Origin of the sequence: Nocardia sp. NPDC088792 (genome assembly GCF_044750615.1) — a bacterium.
Classification (GTDB): domain Bacteria; phylum Actinomycetota; class Actinomycetes; order Mycobacteriales; family Mycobacteriaceae; genus Nocardia.
Genome location: NZ_JBIVKC010000002.1, coordinates 804,111 through 821,033, shown reverse-complemented (window position 1 = coordinate 821,033; position 16,923 = coordinate 804,111). Strand labels below are relative to the sequence as shown.

The 16,923-nt window shown below is 65.5% G+C and carries 16 protein-coding genes; 9 read left to right on the top strand and 7 right to left on the bottom strand.

Features of this window, described 5'->3' with window-relative positions; translation table 11 throughout:
• The first annotated feature begins 84 nt into the window (after nt 1-84).
• From ACIP5Y_RS13015 to ACIP5Y_RS12995, 5 genes are all read left to right on the top strand, one after another.
• Nucleotides 85-1,470, top strand: coding sequence for a flavin-containing monooxygenase (locus ACIP5Y_RS13015; RefSeq protein WP_400351254.1), 1,386 nt, complete (start codon nt 85-87; stop codon nt 1,468-1,470).
• Nucleotides 1,467-2,615 carry a serine hydrolase domain-containing protein gene (locus tag ACIP5Y_RS13010; RefSeq protein ID WP_400349965.1) on the top strand — a complete coding sequence of 383 codons (1,149 nt, stop codon included), beginning with the start codon at nt 1,467-1,469 and terminating at the stop codon, nt 2,613-2,615. Before ACIP5Y_RS13015 ends, ACIP5Y_RS13010 begins: the two co-directional genes overlap by 4 nt.
• A gap of 112 nt (nt 2,616-2,727) precedes the next feature.
• Nucleotides 2,728-4,386: a class I adenylate-forming enzyme family protein gene (locus ACIP5Y_RS13005; protein WP_400349964.1), complete on the top strand. Its 1,659-nt coding sequence runs from the start codon at nt 2,728-2,730 to the stop codon at nt 4,384-4,386.
• Nucleotides 4,387-4,392: 6 nt separating this feature from the next.
• Complete coding sequence (locus tag ACIP5Y_RS13000; RefSeq protein WP_400349963.1) at nt 4,393-6,153, top strand: amidohydrolase family protein; 1,761 nt, start codon at nt 4,393-4,395, stop codon at nt 6,151-6,153.
• On the top strand, nt 6,150-6,926 hold the full coding sequence (locus ACIP5Y_RS12995) for an SDR family NAD(P)-dependent oxidoreductase (protein ID WP_400349962.1): 777 nt from the start codon (nt 6,150-6,152) through the stop codon (nt 6,924-6,926). The genes ACIP5Y_RS13000 and ACIP5Y_RS12995 overlap by 4 nt, the downstream gene beginning before the upstream one ends.
• A 7-nt stretch (nt 6,927-6,933) precedes the next feature.
• On the opposite strand, the gene ACIP5Y_RS12990 is transcribed toward ACIP5Y_RS12995, so the two are convergent.
• A complete protein-coding gene (locus tag ACIP5Y_RS12990; RefSeq protein WP_400349961.1) occupies nt 6,934-7,722 on the bottom strand; it encodes a hypothetical protein in 789 nt (262 codons plus the stop codon).
• A 92-nt stretch (nt 7,723-7,814) separates the two neighbouring features.
• Between ACIP5Y_RS12990 and ACIP5Y_RS12985 the strand changes: the two genes are divergently transcribed.
• Nucleotides 7,815-8,267: a MarR family winged helix-turn-helix transcriptional regulator gene (locus ACIP5Y_RS12985; protein WP_400349960.1), complete on the top strand. Its 453-nt coding sequence runs from the start codon at nt 7,815-7,817 to the stop codon at nt 8,265-8,267.
• Between the two features lie 80 nt (nt 8,268-8,347).
• Entirely contained in the window at nt 8,348-9,127 is a 780-nt protein-coding gene (locus tag ACIP5Y_RS12980) for an FAD-dependent monooxygenase (protein WP_400349959.1), read from the top strand.
• Nucleotides 9,128-9,149: 22 nt separating this feature from the next.
• Here ACIP5Y_RS12980 and ACIP5Y_RS12975 read toward each other — a convergent pair whose 3' ends face one another.
• The 5 genes from ACIP5Y_RS12975 to ACIP5Y_RS12955 form a co-directional block, all read right to left on the bottom strand.
• Complete coding sequence (locus tag ACIP5Y_RS12975; protein WP_400349958.1) at nt 9,150-9,815, bottom strand: Uma2 family endonuclease; 666 nt, start codon at nt 9,813-9,815, stop codon at nt 9,150-9,152.
• Between the two features lie 51 nt (nt 9,816-9,866).
• Nucleotides 9,867-10,265, bottom strand: a complete 399-nt coding sequence (locus ACIP5Y_RS12970) for a type II toxin-antitoxin system VapC family toxin (protein WP_400349957.1) — start codon at nt 10,263-10,265, stop codon at nt 9,867-9,869.
• Nucleotides 10,262-10,537 carry a type II toxin-antitoxin system VapB family antitoxin gene (locus tag ACIP5Y_RS12965; RefSeq protein WP_400349956.1) on the bottom strand — a complete coding sequence of 92 codons (276 nt, stop codon included), beginning with the start codon at nt 10,535-10,537 and terminating at the stop codon, nt 10,262-10,264. Before ACIP5Y_RS12965 ends, ACIP5Y_RS12970 begins: the two co-directional genes overlap by 4 nt.
• 83 nt (nt 10,538-10,620) lie before the next feature.
• On the bottom strand, nt 10,621-11,949 hold the full coding sequence (locus tag ACIP5Y_RS12960; protein ID WP_400349955.1) for an FAD-dependent oxidoreductase: 1,329 nt from the start codon (nt 11,947-11,949) through the stop codon (nt 10,621-10,623).
• Between the two features lie 81 nt (nt 11,950-12,030).
• Complete coding sequence (locus ACIP5Y_RS12955) at nt 12,031-13,476, bottom strand: MFS transporter (protein ID WP_400349954.1); 1,446 nt, start codon at nt 13,474-13,476, stop codon at nt 12,031-12,033.
• 96 nt (nt 13,477-13,572) lie between these two features.
• Here ACIP5Y_RS12955 and ACIP5Y_RS12950 point away from each other — a divergent pair, with 96 nt between their 5' ends.
• Together ACIP5Y_RS12950 and ACIP5Y_RS12945 are read left to right on the top strand one after the other, a co-directional pair.
• Nucleotides 13,573-14,079 (top strand): MarR family winged helix-turn-helix transcriptional regulator, encoded by a 507-nt coding sequence (locus ACIP5Y_RS12950; protein WP_400349953.1) that lies wholly within the window; start codon nt 13,573-13,575, stop codon nt 14,077-14,079.
• Between the two features lie 9 nt (nt 14,080-14,088).
• Entirely contained in the window at nt 14,089-14,526 is a 438-nt protein-coding gene (locus tag ACIP5Y_RS12945) for a YdeI/OmpD-associated family protein (RefSeq protein WP_400349952.1), read from the top strand.
• 1 nt (nt 14,527) lies between these two features.
• Here the strand turns inward: ACIP5Y_RS12945 and ACIP5Y_RS12940 are convergent, their stop codons facing one another.
• A complete protein-coding gene (locus ACIP5Y_RS12940) occupies nt 14,528-16,840 on the bottom strand; it encodes an arylsulfatase (RefSeq protein WP_400349951.1) in 2,313 nt (770 codons plus the stop codon).
• Nucleotides 16,841-16,923 lie beyond the last annotated feature (83 nt).

Sequence of the window (16,923 nt, the reverse complement as noted above, 5' to 3'; positions counted from 1 at the left end):
AGACGGAAGTTCACTCACTAGACACACTGTCTAGTGAGTGTTAGCGTGTGTGTCACATCACGTCCGGAGAAGGATTGAGTGACATTGGAAACACGTGAGTTGCCCCGGGTGTGCGTCATCGGCGCCGGCCCGTCCGGAATCACCGTCGCAAAACGACTGGCCGAGTACGGGATTCCCTTCGACTGCTATGAAGCGTCGGACGAGGTGGGCGGAAACTGGTACTTCAAGAACCCGAACGGAATGTCGGCCTGCTATCAGAGCCTGCACATCGACACCTCGAAATTCCGGCTGCAATTCGAGGACTACCCGGCTCCGGACGAGTGGCCGGACTTCCCGCATCACACCCAGTTGCACCAGTACTTCAAGGATTACGTCGATCATTTCGGCATCCGCGATCGAATCATCTTCGGCAACAAGGTGATCTCCGCCGAACGCGATGCGGACGGCCTGTGGGTGGTCACCACCGACGCCGGCCGCACCGAGACCTATGACGTGCTGCTGGTCTGCAACGGCCACCACTGGGACCCGCGCCTGCCCGACTATCCGGGTGAATTCGACGGCGTCCTCCTGCATTCGCACGCCTACAACGACCCGTTCGATCCGATCGATATGCGCGGCAAGCGGATCGTGGTGGTGGGCATGGGCAATTCGGGCCTGGATATCGCCACCGAGCTGTCCCAGCGCTTCATCGCCTCGAAGTTCTACCTGTCCGCTCGCCGCGGCGTCTGGGTGCTGCCCAAGTATGTGAACGGCCAGGTCGGCGACAAGCGGTCGATGCCGGCCTGGATTCCGCCCAAGATGGCATTGAAGATGAAGCAGCGCTTCGTGGTGAAGAACCGCGGGCAGATGGAGGATTACGGCCTGCCCAAGCCGGATCACCTGCCGTTCGAGGCGCATCCCTCCGCGAGCGAGGAATTCCTGCACCGCGCCGGCTGCGGCGATATCACCTTCAAGCCCGCCATCACCCGATTGGACGGCGACAAGGTGCATTTCGCGGACGGGAGTGCCGAGGAGGTCGATGTGGTGGTGTGCGCCACCGGGTATCACATCAACTTCCCGTTCTTCGCCGAATCCGAGCTGCTGCCCGACGAGCGCAATATGTTCCCGCTGTACCGGCAGATGATCAAGCCGGGTATCGACAACCTGTTCTTCCTGGGTCTGGCCCAGCCGATGCCGACGCTGGTGAACTTCGCCGAGCAGCAGTCGAAGCTGATCGCCGCCTACCTGACCGGCAATTACCGCCTGCCGTCGGAGACGGAGATGAAGGAGAGCATGCGCGAGGCGGAAGCGGCCCGTTCGGGCCGCTACTACGATTCCCCGCGGCACACTATTCAGCTCGAATTCGAGCCGTACGTAAGGGATCTGGAGCGTGAGATGGCGCGGGGCGCGAAACGCGCGGCCAACCACGGCTATACGCTGCCGGTGCCGGCCCGCGCGGTGGCCGCCGAGATGCGCGAGGGCGTGGCATGAGCACCGTCGCGGGTTTCTGTACCGACGAATTCGCGGGAGTGCGTGCGGCTTTCGAGGAGCAGGTGGACTCCGGCGCCGAACTGGGCGCGTCACTGGCCATTACGGTGGACGGCGCTCCGGTGCTGGATCTGTGGGGCGGTTACGCCGATCCGGAGCAGACGCGGCGCTGGGGTGCGGACACCCTGGTGAATACCTTCTCGATCACCAAGACCATGGTGGCATTGTGTGCGCTGCTGCTGGTCGATCGCGGTGAACTGGATGTGCATCAGAAGGTGTCGCACTATTGGCCGGAGTTCGCGGCCAATGGCAAGGCCGATATCGAAGTGCGGCATCTGCTTTCGCATACGTCGGGCGTCTCCGGCTGGGAAGCCCCGATCGTGCTGGCCGATATCTATGACGCGGAGGCCGCCGCCGATCGCCTTGCGGCGCAGGCCCCGTGGTGGGAGCCGGGCACCGCGTCGGGCTATCACGCCATGAACTACGGCCATCTCATCGGCGCCCTGATCCAGCGCATCACGGGCCGCTCGCTGCGCCGCTTCTTCGCGGAGGAGCTGGCCGAGCCGTTGGGCGCGGATTTCCATATCGGCACCGATGCCGAGGATTTCGGCCGTATCGCCACCTTGATCCCGCCGGAGCTGCCGGAGTTCGATCAGTCGCTGCTGCCGCAGGACAGTGTCATGTTCAAGACGCTGTTCCAGCCGCTGCTGGATTTCGCGGAGGTCGGTACGCCGGAGTGGCGGAGCGCGGAGCTGGGCGGCATGGGCGGTCACGGCAATGCGCGTTCCATCGCCCGCTTGCAGTCGCTGATCAGCAATGGCGGTGAGCTGAGTGGCCGCCGGTTCCTGTCGGGCAAGACCATCGACCTGATCTTCGAACAGCAGTCCGACGGCGTGGATCTGGCGATCATGCTGCCGTTGCGGTTCGGGATCGGTTACGGCCTGCCGCAGTCGCAGACGGCCCCGCATGTCCCGGACGGCCGGGTGTGCTGGTGGGCGGGACTGGGCGGCGCGATGGTGGTGAACGATCTGGATCATCGGGTCACGTTCGCCTATGCCATGAATCGGATGGCGGCGGGCCTCATCGGCTCCGATCGCGCGGATGCCTATCTGAAGGCCACTTTCGACGTCGTGCGGGGACAGTCCTGATGTCCGGGAAAAGTTGCACGCCTGCGCCAGATTTTCGGCCGTTCACGCCCACGGGCACGGCTTGCTCGGGCAAGCTGCGAAGATTCCCTGACGAATCGCGAGGATTTGATTCATGACGAATGCCGTTGACCTCCAGGCGCTCGCGGCGAAGGTCGCCGCGGGCCTGACCGGGCCGGGCGGGCCGTTCGAGCTGACGGTCGAGCAGGTGCTGGGCGCGCCCATCCCGGTCTTCCGGAACCGCGCCGGCTCGCTGCTGGAACTGCTCGAGGGGTCGCGTGAGCTGGGTGACCGCGACTATCTGGTGTCCGCGGGCCGGCGTCTCACCTTCGCCGCACACTATGCGGCGGCGGGCGCGCTGGCAGCGGCGTTGCGGGAGCGGTACGGCGTCGGCAAGGGTGATCGGGTCGGCATTCTGGCCGCCAATGCGCCGGAATGGGTGCTCACCTTCTGGGCGGCGCAACGGCTGGGCGCCATCCCGGTCGGGTACAACGCCTGGTGGGCGCCCCGCGAGATCGCCTACGGGCTGGAGCACACCGCGCCGAAGGTGGTGATCGCCGATGCCAAGCGGGCGGCGCTACTGGCCGAGACCGGGACCGGGATTCCGGTGCTCACCATGGACGGCGACCTGCCCGCGCTGCTGACCGAGTTCGCGGGCGGCAATCCGGAAGCGACCGTGGGCGAGGATGATCCGGCGATCATCCTGTACACCAGCGGCACCACGGGACGCCCCAAGGGTGTCGTGCACACGCAGCGGAACCTGGTGGCGGTCAGTGACTATCACCGTTTCAACGACGCGATGGCGGCCGGTTTCCGGGGTCTCGCGTGGGACGGTTCACCGGCGGGCCGCCGCTTCCTGGCGACCATGCCGTTGTTCCACATCGCCAGCCTGCACAATCTGGCGGTGCCGCGGATCACCACCGGTGACGCGGTGGTCTTCCCGTCCGGTTCCTACGATGCCGATTCGGTGCTGCGGCTGGTGGAGGCCGAGCGGGTGACCAACTGGGCGGCGGTGCCGACCTTGGCCAATCGCCTGCTGAGCCTGGATATCTCGCAGTACGACCTGTCCTCGCTGACGGCGTTCTCGCTGAATTCGGCGCCGTCCTCGCCCGCCCTGCTGCAGCGGTTGCGGGAGAACTTCCCCGTGGCCTTGCAGGGCCTGACCACCAGTTACGGCTGCACCGAGAGCGGTACCGCCGCGACCGTGGCGACACCGCCCGAGCTGGCCGCGGATGCGGAGACGGTGGGGCGCGCGGTGATCGGCGTCTCCATCGAGGTCCGGGATCCCGACGGCAAGGCGGTGCCGGACGGCGTCGAGGGCGAGATCTGTGTGCGCAGCCCGTATGTGATGCTCGGCTACTGGAACGACGAGGCCGCCACCGCGGCGTCCATCGATGCGGACCGGTGGTTGCGCACCGGCGATTTCGGGGTACTGCGGGACGGCCGGCTCTATATCTCCGGTCGCCGGTCGGATCTCATTCTGCGTGGTGGCGAGAACGTCTATCCGCAGGAGATCGAGAATGTCCTCGACGAGCATCCGGCGGTGCGGGAATCGGCCGTCATCGGTGTCCCGCACGAGGATCTCGGGCAGGAAGTGGCGGCGATCGTCGTGGTCGACGCCCCGGATTCGCTGACCGCGGACGAACTGCGCGATCATGTGGCCAAACAGCTGGCCTACTTCAAGGTGCCGGCCCGCTGGCTCATCACGGCGGAACCCTTGCCGCGCAATGCGACCGGCAAGGTGTTGCGCCGACAACTCGCTCTGGGGGATTGAAAACCCATGTACGACACCATTATCAAGGGTGGCCGCTGGTTCGACGGCACGGGCGCGCCGTCCGCGATCCGGCATCTGGGCCTGCGGCACGGGCGGGTCGCGGCGGTGAGCGCGGAGCCGCTGGACGAAACCGATTGCGCGCGTATCATCGACGCGATCGGGCAGTGGGTGCTGCCCGGCATGATCGATATCCACACCCATTACGACGTCGAGGTGCTGCTGGATCCGACGCTGTCGGAATCGCTGCGGCACGGCATGACCACCATCCTGCTCGGATCCTGCTCACTGTCGACGGTCCATGTGACCGGCCAGGATGCGGGGGATCTGTTCGGGCGAGTCGAGGCGATTCCGCGGAAGCACGTGGTGGCCGCGGTCGACGACACCAAGTCGTGGACCAGCGCGCACGGTTATGTGCAGGCGCTGGAGTCGCTGCCGCTGGGCCCGAATCTGGCCGCCTTCATCGGCCATTCGGATATCCGGGCGGCGCAGCTGGGTCTGGAGCGGGCCACCACCCCGGATGTGCAGCCGACCGCCGCCGAGCTGAAGGCCATGGAGCACAAGCTGATCGAGGCCCTCGACGCCGGTTTCGTCGGCATGTCCTCGCAGCAGCTCATGTTCGACAAGCTGGACGGTGAGGTGTGCCGGTCGCGCACGCTGCCGTCCACCTATGCCGCCACGCGGGAACGGCGGCGGCTCAACCGGATTCTGCGGGATCGCGGCCGGGCACTGCAGGGTGGCCCGGATGTGGCGCGGCCCCAGAGCCTCATCGCCATGGCGGCGAGCACGCTCGGTTTCTTCCGCCCGAAGTTGAAGGTGAGCCTGCTCTCGGCCGCCGATATCAAGGCGATTCCGGGTGTGGTGTTCCTGCTGTCCGGTATCGCCCGGGTGCTGAACCGGCTGGGCGGCGATTTCCGCTTCCAGCATCTGCCGGTACCGTTCGAGGTGTACTCCGACGGCATCGATCTGCCGGTATTCGAGGAATTCGGTTCCGGCGCAGCGGCTCTGCACCTCTCGAACGAGCTGGAGCAGCGCCGCGAACTGCTCGCCGATCAGGAGTATCGGCGCTGGTTCCGCAGGGACTACGAGAAGAAGTGGGGCCCGCGGGTCTGGCACCGTGACCTCTTCGACGCCGAGATCACCGAATGCCCCGACGCGAGCGTGATCGGTAAGAGCTTCGGCCAGGTCGGCCAGGAGCGTGGCGCGCACCCCGTGGACGCCTTCCTGGATCTGGTCGTCGAGTACGGCTCGAAGGTCCGCTGGCGCACCACCATCTCCAACCACCGCCCCGAAGTCCTGAACAAGCTGGCCGCCGATCCCGGCCTGCAACTGGGCTTCTCGGACGCGGGCGCGCACCTCCGCAATATGGCCTTCTACAACTTCGGCCTCCGCCTGCTCCGCCGAGTCCGCGACGCCCAGCAGGCCGGAACCCCGTTCATGACAATCGAACACGCGGTGCACCGCCTCACCGGCGAACTCGCCGACTGGTACGACATCGACACCGGCCACCTGCGCGTAGGCGACCGCGCCGACGTCCTGATCATCGACCCGGAACACCTGGACGAATCCCTGGACGCCTACGCGGAAAACCCCATCCCCGAGTTCGACGGCCTCTCCCGCATGGTCAACCGCAATGACGCCACCGTCACCGCGGTCCTGGTGAACGGCGAATACGTCTTCGGCAACGGCAAGAAGGCGGCAACCCTCGGCACCGAGCGCACCGGCGAGTTCCTGCGCGCGGGCCGACACGGAACGGAAGTTCAGCAATGACAGGACGATTCGAAGGCAAATCCGCGGTCGTGACCGGCGCCGCCTCCGGCATAGGCGCAGCCATCACGGCTGCGCTACTGGCCGAGGGCGCATCGGTGGTCGGCCTCGACATCGACGAGCCCGGCCTCCAGAAACGAGCCGCCGAATGGGGCGACTCCTTCATCCCTGTAGTCACCGATGTGACGGTCGAATCCCAGGTGGAAGCCGGAATAGCCACCGCCGCAACCCGTTTCGGCGGCCTCGACGCGGCCTTCAACGCAGCGGGCGGTTCCCGCATCGGCGCCATCACCGAATTGACCGAAGCCGACTGGGATTTCACCGTAAATCTGGTTCAGAAAAGCGTTTTCCTCTGCACCAAACACGAAGCGCGGCATATGAAGGAGCGCGGCGCCGGCGCGATCGTCAACATCTCCTCCCTCGACGGCCGAGTCCCCATGCCGGGCGGCAGCCCGTATGCCACCGGCAAGGCCGGAGTAGTCATGTTCACCAAGAACGCGGCATTGGAGCTGGCCCAATACAAGATCCGCGTCAACTCCGTCCTCCCGGGCCTCGTCGACACGCCCCTGGTAGCAGCGGTAATGGGCTACGAACCAGCCAAACAAATGTTCCTGGACCGCATCCCCATGGGCGCAGCCGCCACCCCGGAACAAATAGCCGCCCCCGCCCTCTTCCTGGCCTCCGACGAAGCCTCCTACATCACCGGCATAGACATGGTCGTAGACGGCGGCTGGGAACTGAGCAACTTCCCCAACCTGGCAAAACTCGCAGGCTGATCCACTGTCAGTGGCGGGTGAGATCACCGCTGATCGCGATGGCCGCACCCTTGGCATCGGTGCCGGTCATCGTCGAGAGTTCGTGGTCACCCGCCACCGCGATGGTCCAGAACCGCAGTGTCACAGCGGAATCGCCCTGCGTGCAGGTCTGGATAGGCGGGTCGAGCTTGGCGGTATCGCCCCGCGAGATCAACGTCCAGCTGCATCCATCGCCGGTCCGGGCAATCAGCCGATCATCGTAATTCTTTGCGACAGTGATGTTTCCCGGCTGCGGGCCGTCATACCCCCAGGCACCCTCGAACGCCTGTGCCGCGCCCGGATCATCCTCGCGCGCTTTTGTGCGTGCTCCGTGCGCGAGATCGAAGGTGTAGTCCTTGTCCGCGTGATGGCTCACGGCCGTAATGGATTCGGTCTCCTTGTCGTCCCGCACCCGCACGGTCCAAGCCGTGGTCGTGTACGCGTATCCATACGTGGGGTTGTGGCAGGTCTGTCCGGGCGGATCCAATGTCAGCTCGTCCACGGTGGTCTTGAATTCCCAGGTACACCCGACATCGGTGCGCCCGGTGATCCGCCCCGCGGCCGATGATGTGAAGACGATGTCCCCGATCTGCGGCCCGGGCGCAGCGCCCGGTATGTCCTCGGTGGCGTAATTGATCATGCTCGCCCGGTCGGGGAAGTCGTAGTTCCACCGCCCGAGATAGGCGTCGCCCCTCCCGGAATCCGCGGTGGCAGTGGGTATGCCGCCCATGAGCGCGGCGCTGATCAGAACAAATGCGGGAATCAGTGATCGGACCATGGCTTCCGCCGTCCTTCGATTAACTATCCTGACTTTGCGGAAAACCAAATAACTAGTTTTCCTAGTAATCAGGATGCCGAGAGGTCAGCGAGATGTCAACGAAGAAGGCCGATTTGATCGATGCCGCCCTGTCCGGCATCGGCCGCACCGCCGAACGCGCCATGCGCATGAACCAACGTGCCGCCGCCCGCCTCGGCATCAACCCCACCGACATGCAGGTCCTCCAACTCCTCCAATCCGCCCCCCGTACCTCCACCGACCTCGCCAAACTCACCGGCCTCACCACAGCATCCATGACCGGCCTCATCGACCGCCTCGAAAAGGCCCACTTCGTCACCCGCGTCCGCGACGAGTCCGACCGCCGCCGAATCCTCATCCACCTCAACGACTCCCGGGCCCGCACCGAAATCGCTCCCCTCTACGGCCCCCTCCTCGGCACCTGGCGGCGCGCCCTCTCGACCTACACCCCCGAAGAACTGACCCTCATCGCCGACTTCCTCACCCGAGTCGAGCAAGCCTTCGACCAAGAGCTCGACCCTCGGTAGCGCATATGCCTTAGACGCTTGTCTTGCACGGTTTCCCAAATCGGTTATAGGGTTCAGACAAGGCCGAGGATGGGGTGCGGGTGACCTTCGAGCGCGGCGCGCCGCGTACCTTCGACCTGGTCATCGGCGCTGATGGTGCCCACTCCCACACGCGCACACTGGCTTTCGGGCCGGAATCGCGGTTCGCGAAGCATATGGGCTACTACATCTCGATCTACACGATCCCGAACTTCCTCGGGCTCGACCGGTGGGAGCTGGACTACAACACGCCCGGCAAGATCGCCGGGGCCTACAGTGCTCGCGAGAACACCGAAGCGAAAGCGGTTTTCGCCTGGGCTTCCGACCCGATCGACTACGACTACCGGGATCTCCCGCAGCAGAAGAAGATCCTCGCGGAAACCTATGGCGGTCAGGGCTGGGAGGTCCCGAACCTGCTTGCTCACCTGGATGATTCGCCGGACTTCTACTTCGATGCGATGGTCCAGATCCACATGGACACCTGGTCTACCGGCCGTGTCGCCCTGGTTGGCGACGCCGGCTACTGCGCCTCCCCGCTATCGGGTCAGGGCGCCGACCTATCCTTGGTCGGCGCCTACATCCTGGCCGGCGAACTAGGCGCTGCCGCAGGCGATCACGCTGTTGCCTTCGCCGCCTACGAACGACAGCTGCGCCCCATGGTCGACGCCTGCCAGCAGTTCGCGGAGGGCACCGGCGCCTGGTACGCCCCCGCCAGCAAAGCCATGATCCGCTTCCGCAACCTCAACGTCCGCCTCCTGCCCTACCTCCCCTGGCGCGGCCTCATCGGCGGCGCCCCGCAGAAGGTCGCCCGAACTATCCCCGTCATGAACTACTCCGCCTGAAACCGAAGGCGGCACGTCCCGCTCAGGGTTCGAGTTCCGCCCACGGGATGTCGATCGGGAACGGGAAGACTGTGCGAATTCCGTTGGTGTTCTTCGGATTCCACTCGTCGATGAGGATGTAGTTGGCGGGATACAGTGGCCGGACTCCTGGTGGCAGGGGTCCGGCTCCGGTTTCCAGCGCATAGGCGCGGATGACGTCGATTCCGTGGATCGGTTCGGCACCGCGTGAGAGTGTGACCTCCCAGTACCAGGGAATCCGTGCCTCGGCGTAGCGAGCCTTCTTCGCCTCGATATCGCTGTATCGATTGCTGGGGGACAGGACTTCACCGACGAGCAGGACATCGTCGCCGCGAATGTCCTGGTATCGGTTGGCCAGGCACCGGTAGATCAGGAAGTCGGGAGTAACGAAGTCGGACTTGCCGGTGGGCCCGAAGAAGATATTGGTCTCGGTTGAAGCACGCCAGCATTGGTCGCGATCTTCCGACATCGATGCTCGAGCATGACGCCGCAATGCGTTCCATATTGTGTTCGTGTAGTCCTGATGCTCGGCCGGACCACGCCGCACCCAGACGACCCGTCCATTCCACAACTCGATCTGGCCCGCTACCTCTTCGGGTAGTTGTTCGAGTTCCTCCCACGTCATGAACTCGGGAAGTCCGGGTGGCTCGCAGTCATGCCCTATCGACATGACGCTCATCCTAACTGCGCGTACGTTTCGACCAGGCGAAATCCGTTGACCTCACTCGCGGAGGGCCGAGCGGATGTCGGTGTGGATGAAGTCGTTTCCCTTGTAGAGCAAGGGTTTATCGGTGGTGATGGCCAGGGCGTAGGCGAAGCAGTCGCCGAAGTTCAGCTGGGCGCGGTGACCGCTGCCTTTGCCGAAGTCGCGGTAGGCGGCGCGGGCTATGGCGGCCTGTTCCGCGGTGACCGGTTGTAGATCGATGCGAAGGCGCTTGATCAGGTCGTCCGCGCGGCGGGCGACGATCGGGTCGGGGTTGCGGTCAACCTTGATGGCCACCTCGAGATGGTTGACGACCGACATCATCGGCTGTTCTGCCGAGGTGATCGCCTCCAGGAACGCGGGACGTTCGGGCTCGCGTTGCAGGATCGCGATCACGGCTGAGGCGTCGACGATCACGCCGGCATGCCCTCCTCGTCGTAGAGGTCGTCGGTGGACAGGCTCGCCCGGAACTCGGGTGTCATACGGGAATCGAGGTCGGCGAGGATGACTGCGATCTCCTGCCGCTGTATGTCGATGCGCGGATCGGTTCCCTTTCGATCGAGGGCGTCGAGGTCTCGCAGCATCCGGGTCATCGCTTCCTCCACCACGCCGGTCTGGGACAGGCCGGTGCGTCGTGCCGCCTCGCGGACGAGGGCATGGACGTGTTCGTTCTTGATGTTCAGGCTCATAATTCCTCCTCCTGTGCCACGAACGACACCGCTTCTACCATTCTAGATTCGAATGGTAGAAGCGGTGGAGATATGGCTGAAGTTCAGGCGGCCTCGGAGCCGCGGTAGGTGTAGAGGTCTTCCAGGAATTTGCGGCGGAGGGCGGGGATTTTGCTGGTGAGGCTGAAGTAGGTGCGGGCGGCGAAGAGGGCCAGGCGGCCGGTGGCGGGGTTGTAGAGGGGGTCTTTGCCGCTGGTGCCGTTGTTGTCGAGGGAGTCGGCTACTCGGGCGAAGCCGTAGGGGAGCATTTCGGCTTCGTAGTCGGCGAGGGCGGCGAGGAGGGTCTTTTCGCCGTTGGCGGCGGCGATGAGTTCGCGGGCGAGGAGGGCGGCGTCGCGGAGAGCGGTGTTGGCGCCGACGCCCTGGCCGGGGGTCATGGTGTGGATGGCGTCGCCCAGCAGGGTGATGGTGGTGGTTTTCCAGGGCTCGACGGGTACCGAGGTCGAGATCCGCAGGGGGAAGGCGGCTTCGGGGTCGGAGAGTTCGAAGATGCGGCGCAGGTCGGGGTGCCAGTTGCGGGTCACTTCGAGGAGCGAGGCGATGAGTTCCTTGCCGCGCTGGTCGACGATGCCGGCGGGGAAGTGGTTGTGGGAGCTCCACACCGAGAGGTTGATGTAGTCGCGGGTGTTGTCGAACTGCAGGCCGGACCAGCTGTCCAGGAGGGCGGCGTCGGCGGGGTTCTTGGGGTTGCCGTCGGCGTCCCACTTGAACTCCATGACGTGCAGCATGCCGATCAGGCCCTTGGTGGCGAAGATCAGGTTGATGCCGCTGAGCATTTCGTCGGTGAGCAGGGCGCGGGTTTCGGGGGTGAGGGCGGTCTTGGTGGCGATGGCGGTGATGCCGGAGTCCTCGATCGTGGCGTGCGGCAGGAACTGCTGCCGCACGGCCGAGCGGGTGCCGTCGGCGGCGATCAGGACATCACCGGTGTCGCTGGTGCCGTCGCTGAAAAACGCTGTGACGGTGCCGTTCTCGTGCTGTTCGTAATGGGTGAACTCCTTGCCGAAGCGCACCACGTCGTCCATGCCGGTGAACAGCACCTGCCGCAGTGTGGAGCGGGAGACCGAGCGTTCACTGTTGACGTCGTCGCTGTCGTCGCGCAGCGGGATGCTCGCGGTGGCGTGCATGGACTGCGTCAGCACATTGAAGTGCCGGGGCGTATTGGCGCAGGTGGCGACGAAGGTTTCGAAGAGCTCGGCGGGCAGGCATTCCTTGAGTGCCCGGTTGCCGGTGGGGTCGATGCCGACGCGGTAGCCGTAGAGGCCGTCGCGGCGGGAGCCGTAGCGCTCGTAGACCGCGACCTCGATGCCGGCCTGCTTCAGTCCGTGTGCCAGGCACATGCCGCCGGTGCCGCCGCCGATGATGAGGACTCGCATGTGAACCACTTCCCTTGAAAGTTGTGTATCTTGCTCTTCGAGCTATTTATATCTTGAACTACAAGTAACTCGATTGTCAAGCTAAATCTCGGATGCCTGCTGACCTGCGGTGATCCGCGGCAGTACCAGGCACAGCGCTGCGCACGCCAGCAGTGCCCCGACCGCCCACGGCCCGGCGTGCGCGATACCGTTCGTCAATCCACTACCGGCGTGCGCGAAGAACGCATTCCCGATCACCGCCACGCCGAGCGCGCCGCCGAACTGCTGGGCGGTGGTGAACAATCCCGAAGCGCCACCGGCGCTCTCGGCGGGCACCGCGCTCAGCACGATGTTCGCCAGCGGCACGATCAGCAGCCCGAGCCCGCCACCCGCGACCAGCAGTCCGGGGACGAGTGGCCATGCGGCAGTGTGGATTTCGGCGGCATGCCGGGCGGCGATCTGCACCCGGTAGAAACCCCCGGCCAACGCCAGGCCACCGAAGATCAGAACAGCGCGGCCGTACTTGGCCAGCAGTCCGTCGACCATGGGTGCGGTCAGAAAAGTGCCGCCACTGAAGGCGACCATGAGCAGCCCGGCCTGCGCGGGCGAATAGCCCTGGCCCGTCTGCAGCCAGATGGTGAAGGCCAGCATGAATCCCGACATGGCACCGTAGAACAGCAATTGGATGGCCAGCCCCGCACCGAACGCCCGGGACCGGAACAGGCCGAGCGGCAGCAGCGGATGCTCGGTCCCGCGCACCGACTGCGTGATGCTCAAAGCGATCAACCCGAAAACGCCTGCGCCGAGGCAGATCCAGCCCCGCAGTGGCCACCCGTGCGCCCGCCCCTCGACCAGCGGCAGCACCACGGCGACCAGGGATGCGGCGAGAATGATGTTGCCCGGCAACCCGATCCGCCCCGGAGTGCGCTCCCCGCCACCCGGAATCCACAGCGCGCCGAGCGCGATCACCACTACCGCCAGCGGAATATTGACCGCGAAGATCGTCCGCCAGCCCCACCCGAAGAGATCCAAGTCCGTGAGTACGCCACCCAGCAGTACGCCTGCGGCAACGGCCGATCCGGCGATCGCGCCGTAGACCGCGAAAACCTTGCCGCGTTCCTCGCCGCCGAACATGGTCCGGAACGAGCCGAGTACCTGCGGCATGATCACGGCCGCCGCGACCCCCTGGATCGCGCGCGCGGCAACGAGTTCCGCGGCCCCGCCGGCGAGCGCGCTGGCCAGGCTGGCGGCGGCGAATCCGCCGACGCCGGTCAGGAACAGTGTCTTACGCCCGAACCGATCGCCGAGGTGTCCGGCAATGATCAGCGTCGAGGCGAAACCGAGCAGATAGGCCGACACGATCCACTGCAACTGTGTGGGCGTGGCCGATAGTCCGTGCCCGATGGCGGGTAGCGCGGTATTGACGATCGAGCCGTCGATCATGTCGAGCAGGGCGGCCACGATCATGACGGTCGCCGCCGCCCAGCGCTTCGGATATGGCGTGGTCGGCGGTGCCGCGTCGAAGGCGGCGGGTGCGGTGGCGGACATGCGGAAGCTCCCGAGTTCTCTGGACTATGATGATTCTTGAAGACCGTGTATCTTGATGTTCAAGCTAGTTCTAGAGAATCCGAGGAAGTGTCTCGAATGTCAAGTGAAATGGAAAAGACGCTGGCTGACCTGGGCGTCGCCGTACAGGCATACCAGGCCTCGGTCGACGACTACGACCGCGAGTCCGCCCGCCTGCTCGGCGTCAACGAGACGGACCTGCGCTGCCTGGAACTCCTCACCACCGAGGGCGAGCAGTCACCCCGCGAACTCAGCATCAAACTGGCCCTCACCACCGGCAGCGTCACCGCCATGCTCGACCGCCTGGCAAAGCTGGACCTCCTCGTCCGCAGCCCCCACCCGGTGGACCGCCGCAAGGTCGTGGTCCGGCTGACCGACACCGCCGAACAACGCATCTACGAGCTGATCGGCCCCCTCATCGAGGAGGGCTCGGCCACCATCGGCGCGAAATACGATGTGGCGCAACTACAACTCGTCATCGATTTCCTGCGCACCAACACCGCCATCCAGGAGCAGCACACCGAACGACTGCGCAACGTCCGCGGCGGTGGCGCCGGGCCATCTCCCCAGGTCCGCGCGGAATAGCATGCTTTCATGCAGCAATTCGAAGGCACGATCCAGGAAGCAGACCGCGGTGGCGCGTACATCCCCGTTCCGCCTCCCGTTCTCGAGGCGCTGGGTGGCGGCGGCCGCATCCCCGTCCGCGCCACCTTCGACGGCATCCCCTACACCGGCTCCATAGCCAACATGGGCAACGGCCCCTGCCTCGGCATCCTCAAAGCCGTCCAAACCGAACTGAACAAGTCCCCCGGCGACAAGGTCACCGTCACCGTCGAACGCGACACCGCCGAACGCACCGTCGAAGTCCCCACCGACCTGGCGGAGGCCCTGAACCAAAAGGGCCTCCGCCCAGCCTTCGACAAACTCGGCTACACCACCCGCAAGGAACACTCCCTCTCCGTAACCGACGCCAAACGCCCCGAAACCCGCACCCGCCGCATCGAAAAGATCATCACCTCCCTCGGCGGCTGACCTATTCGGCGACCAGTTCGGCCTCGGAGTCCAAGGCACGCTGGGTTTCTTCGTCGACGCCGATGGCGCCCGGGCGGTAGGTGACGGAGTGGAGGGTGCCGGTGTAGCGGTAGACGCCGTGGCGGTCGCGGAGGTCCCAGGAGACGGGGCCGCGGGCGTCGAGGCCGATGGAGATGCCGGTCCAGGGGGACATGCCTACCAGTTGGACCTGGTCCGGGAGGTGGGCGGCCCGGACGCCGTCTATGCCGAGGGTGAAGTCCCAGCGGAGGTGGGGGCGGACTATGGCGGAGACCGTCAAATGTTTGCTGCCGGTGGGGATTTCGCCCGCTTCGACGGTGGTGTAGCGGCCGTAGGCGTTGTAGCCGAAGTGGAGGTGGTTGTCCTCTATGTAGAGGAGGTAGCCGCCGAGGGGGTCGCCGTGGGCTACCAGGACGCCCTCGTCGCCGGGGCGGTAGCCGTCCAGTTCGACGGCGATGGTGAAGTCGCGGTAGGCGATCAGGCGTTGGGAGCGGTAGCGCTCCAGGGGTGGGGTGCCGGCGAGGATGCGGACGCGTTCGCCGTAGCGGGCCTCCTCCGGGCGGCGCTTGGCCAGGTCTTGGCGGGTTACCAGCGGGAAAACCGTATTGTGCCAGGCGGATTCGTCCCAGGCGGCGGCGAGTTCCGCGACCTTTTCCGGGTGTTGTTCCGAGAGGTCGTGTAGTTCGGTGGGGTCGGTGCGCACGTCGAAGAGTTGCCAGTGGGGGTTGTCGATGCCGCGTTCGGGCTCGTACAGGGCGAGGAGCTTCCAGCCGTCGCGGTAGAAGCCGCGGTGGCCGGTCATTTCCGAATACTGCTCGACGTGCCGGGAGACGGCGGTCGCGTCGCGTAGCACCTCGACCGCGGAGACGCCGTCGAAATCCTTGGCGGGCAGGCCGTTACGCACCGGCGGCCGCTGTAGGCCCGCGAGCTCCAGGAGGGTCGGGGCGAGGTCGGTGGCGTAGACGTACTCCTGCCGGATGCCGGAATCATTCTCGGCGCGGGCGAGTCCCTTGGGCCAGGACAGGATGAACGGCACCCGAACGCCGCCCGCGAAGGTCTGGCCCTTGTAGAACCGGAACGGCGTATTGGAGGCCTGCCCCCACCCGCGCGGGTAGTGCACGCCGAGTTTCGCGGTGCCGATGAGTTCGTCGTCGTGTGGTACGTCGCGCTCCCAGTCCGGCTCGTCCACCTGCGCGAACTGCGCGAAGTAGGTGCGTGTGCCCTCCGGTCCGCCCTCGGCGGTACCGCCATTGTCCGAGGTGAAAACGATGATGGTGTTGTCCAGTTCGCCGAACCGCTCCAGCGTCTCCACGATGCGCCCCAGGCTCTGGTCGATGCTGTCGACCATGCCCGCGTACACCTCCATGTACCGCTCGAACCGTGACTGCTGTTCAGGCGTCAGCGAATCCCATTCCTGCGCTTCGTAACCCGGTTCGGTATTGCGCGGCTTCTGCTGCGTCCCCTCCGGGAACAAGCCCTGCGCGAGCTGCGCGGCGAACCGGCTCTGCCGCAGCCGATCCCAGCCCTCCGCGTACCGGCCCCGGTACTTGGCCTGATCCGCCGGCTTGGCCTGCAACGGCCCGTGCATGGCGGTATGCGCGAAATACAGGAAGAACGGTTTGTCCGCATCGTGCGCGCGCAGGTCCTTGAGGTACCCGATGGCCCGCTCGGTGTAATCGTCGGTGAGGTAGTAGTCCGCCGGATACTCGTCCACCTGCACCGGCGAACTGTCGGAGACCAGCTGATTCGGATGGTAGAAGGAGTTCAAACCCTCCAGCGACCCGTAATACCGGTCGAATCCGCGCTGCGTCGGCCAGGAATCCCGGGCCGCCGCCGGATGCAGCGTGGCATCCCGCACCAGATGCCATTTCCCGACCGCATACGTGGCATACCCGTTGGCGCGCAGGATTTCCGGCAAGGTCAGCACATCATCGGCCAATTCCAGCCGCAGCCCCGGATATCCCGGATCGGCATTGGCGACGAACCCGAAACCCGCACGGTGCGAATTGATTCCGGTCAGCAGCGCGGCCCGCGACGGCGAGCACAAGGGGGTGGTGTGAAAGTTGGTGAGCCGCAATCCATCGGCCGCCAGCCGATCCAGCGTCGGCGTATCGATTTCCGAGCCGAACGGGCCGATATCGCTGAAACCCATATCGTCGACCAGCACCACGATGATGTTGGGCGCCCCCGCGGGCGCGGACGGCGGGTAGCTCCACTCCGGGGTGGAGTCGGCGGTGGTGCGGCCGGCGACGCCGGAGAAGTTCTCGTAGCCACGGGCATTCGGTGGAACAGGCATCCTCCCAGCAAAGGGGTCCGGGCCGGGCCCGAGCCAGGGTTTCATTCGTGTTGCGCGCAACCGCTGATCGGCGCGGGATCCGC

What these genes read in the sequence shown, in the direction of transcription:
- ACIP5Y_RS12975 (WP_400349958.1), bottom strand. Translation starts at nt 9,815, where the DNA reads ATGTCGATAGGGCATGACTGCGAGCCACCCGGACTTCCCGAGTTCATG.
- ACIP5Y_RS13005 (WP_400349964.1), top strand. Translation starts at nt 2,728, where the DNA reads ATGACGAATGCCGTTGACCTCCAGGCGCTCGCGGCGAAGGTCGCCGCG.
- ACIP5Y_RS12960 (WP_400349955.1), bottom strand. Translation starts at nt 11,949, where the DNA reads ATGCGAGTCCTCATCATCGGCGGCGGCACCGGCGGCATGTGCCTGGCA.
- ACIP5Y_RS12945 (WP_400349952.1), top strand. Translation starts at nt 14,089, where the DNA reads ATGCAGCAATTCGAAGGCACGATCCAGGAAGCAGACCGCGGTGGCGCG.
- ACIP5Y_RS12940 (WP_400349951.1), bottom strand. Translation starts at nt 16,840, where the DNA reads ATGCCTGTTCCACCGAATGCCCGTGGCTACGAGAACTTCTCCGGCGTC.
- ACIP5Y_RS12950 (WP_400349953.1), top strand. Translation starts at nt 13,573, where the DNA reads ATGTCAAGTGAAATGGAAAAGACGCTGGCTGACCTGGGCGTCGCCGTA.
- ACIP5Y_RS12995 (WP_400349962.1), top strand. Translation starts at nt 6,150, where the DNA reads ATGACAGGACGATTCGAAGGCAAATCCGCGGTCGTGACCGGCGCCGCC.
- ACIP5Y_RS12985 (WP_400349960.1), top strand. Translation starts at nt 7,815, where the DNA reads ATGTCAACGAAGAAGGCCGATTTGATCGATGCCGCCCTGTCCGGCATC.
- ACIP5Y_RS12965 (WP_400349956.1), bottom strand. Translation starts at nt 10,537, where the DNA reads ATGAGCCTGAACATCAAGAACGAACACGTCCATGCCCTCGTCCGCGAG.
- ACIP5Y_RS13000 (WP_400349963.1), top strand. Translation starts at nt 4,393, where the DNA reads ATGTACGACACCATTATCAAGGGTGGCCGCTGGTTCGACGGCACGGGC.
- ACIP5Y_RS12990 (WP_400349961.1), bottom strand. Translation starts at nt 7,722, where the DNA reads ATGGTCCGATCACTGATTCCCGCATTTGTTCTGATCAGCGCCGCGCTC.
- ACIP5Y_RS13010 (WP_400349965.1), top strand. Translation starts at nt 1,467, where the DNA reads ATGAGCACCGTCGCGGGTTTCTGTACCGACGAATTCGCGGGAGTGCGT.
- ACIP5Y_RS12955 (WP_400349954.1), bottom strand. Translation starts at nt 13,476, where the DNA reads ATGTCCGCCACCGCACCCGCCGCCTTCGACGCGGCACCGCCGACCACG.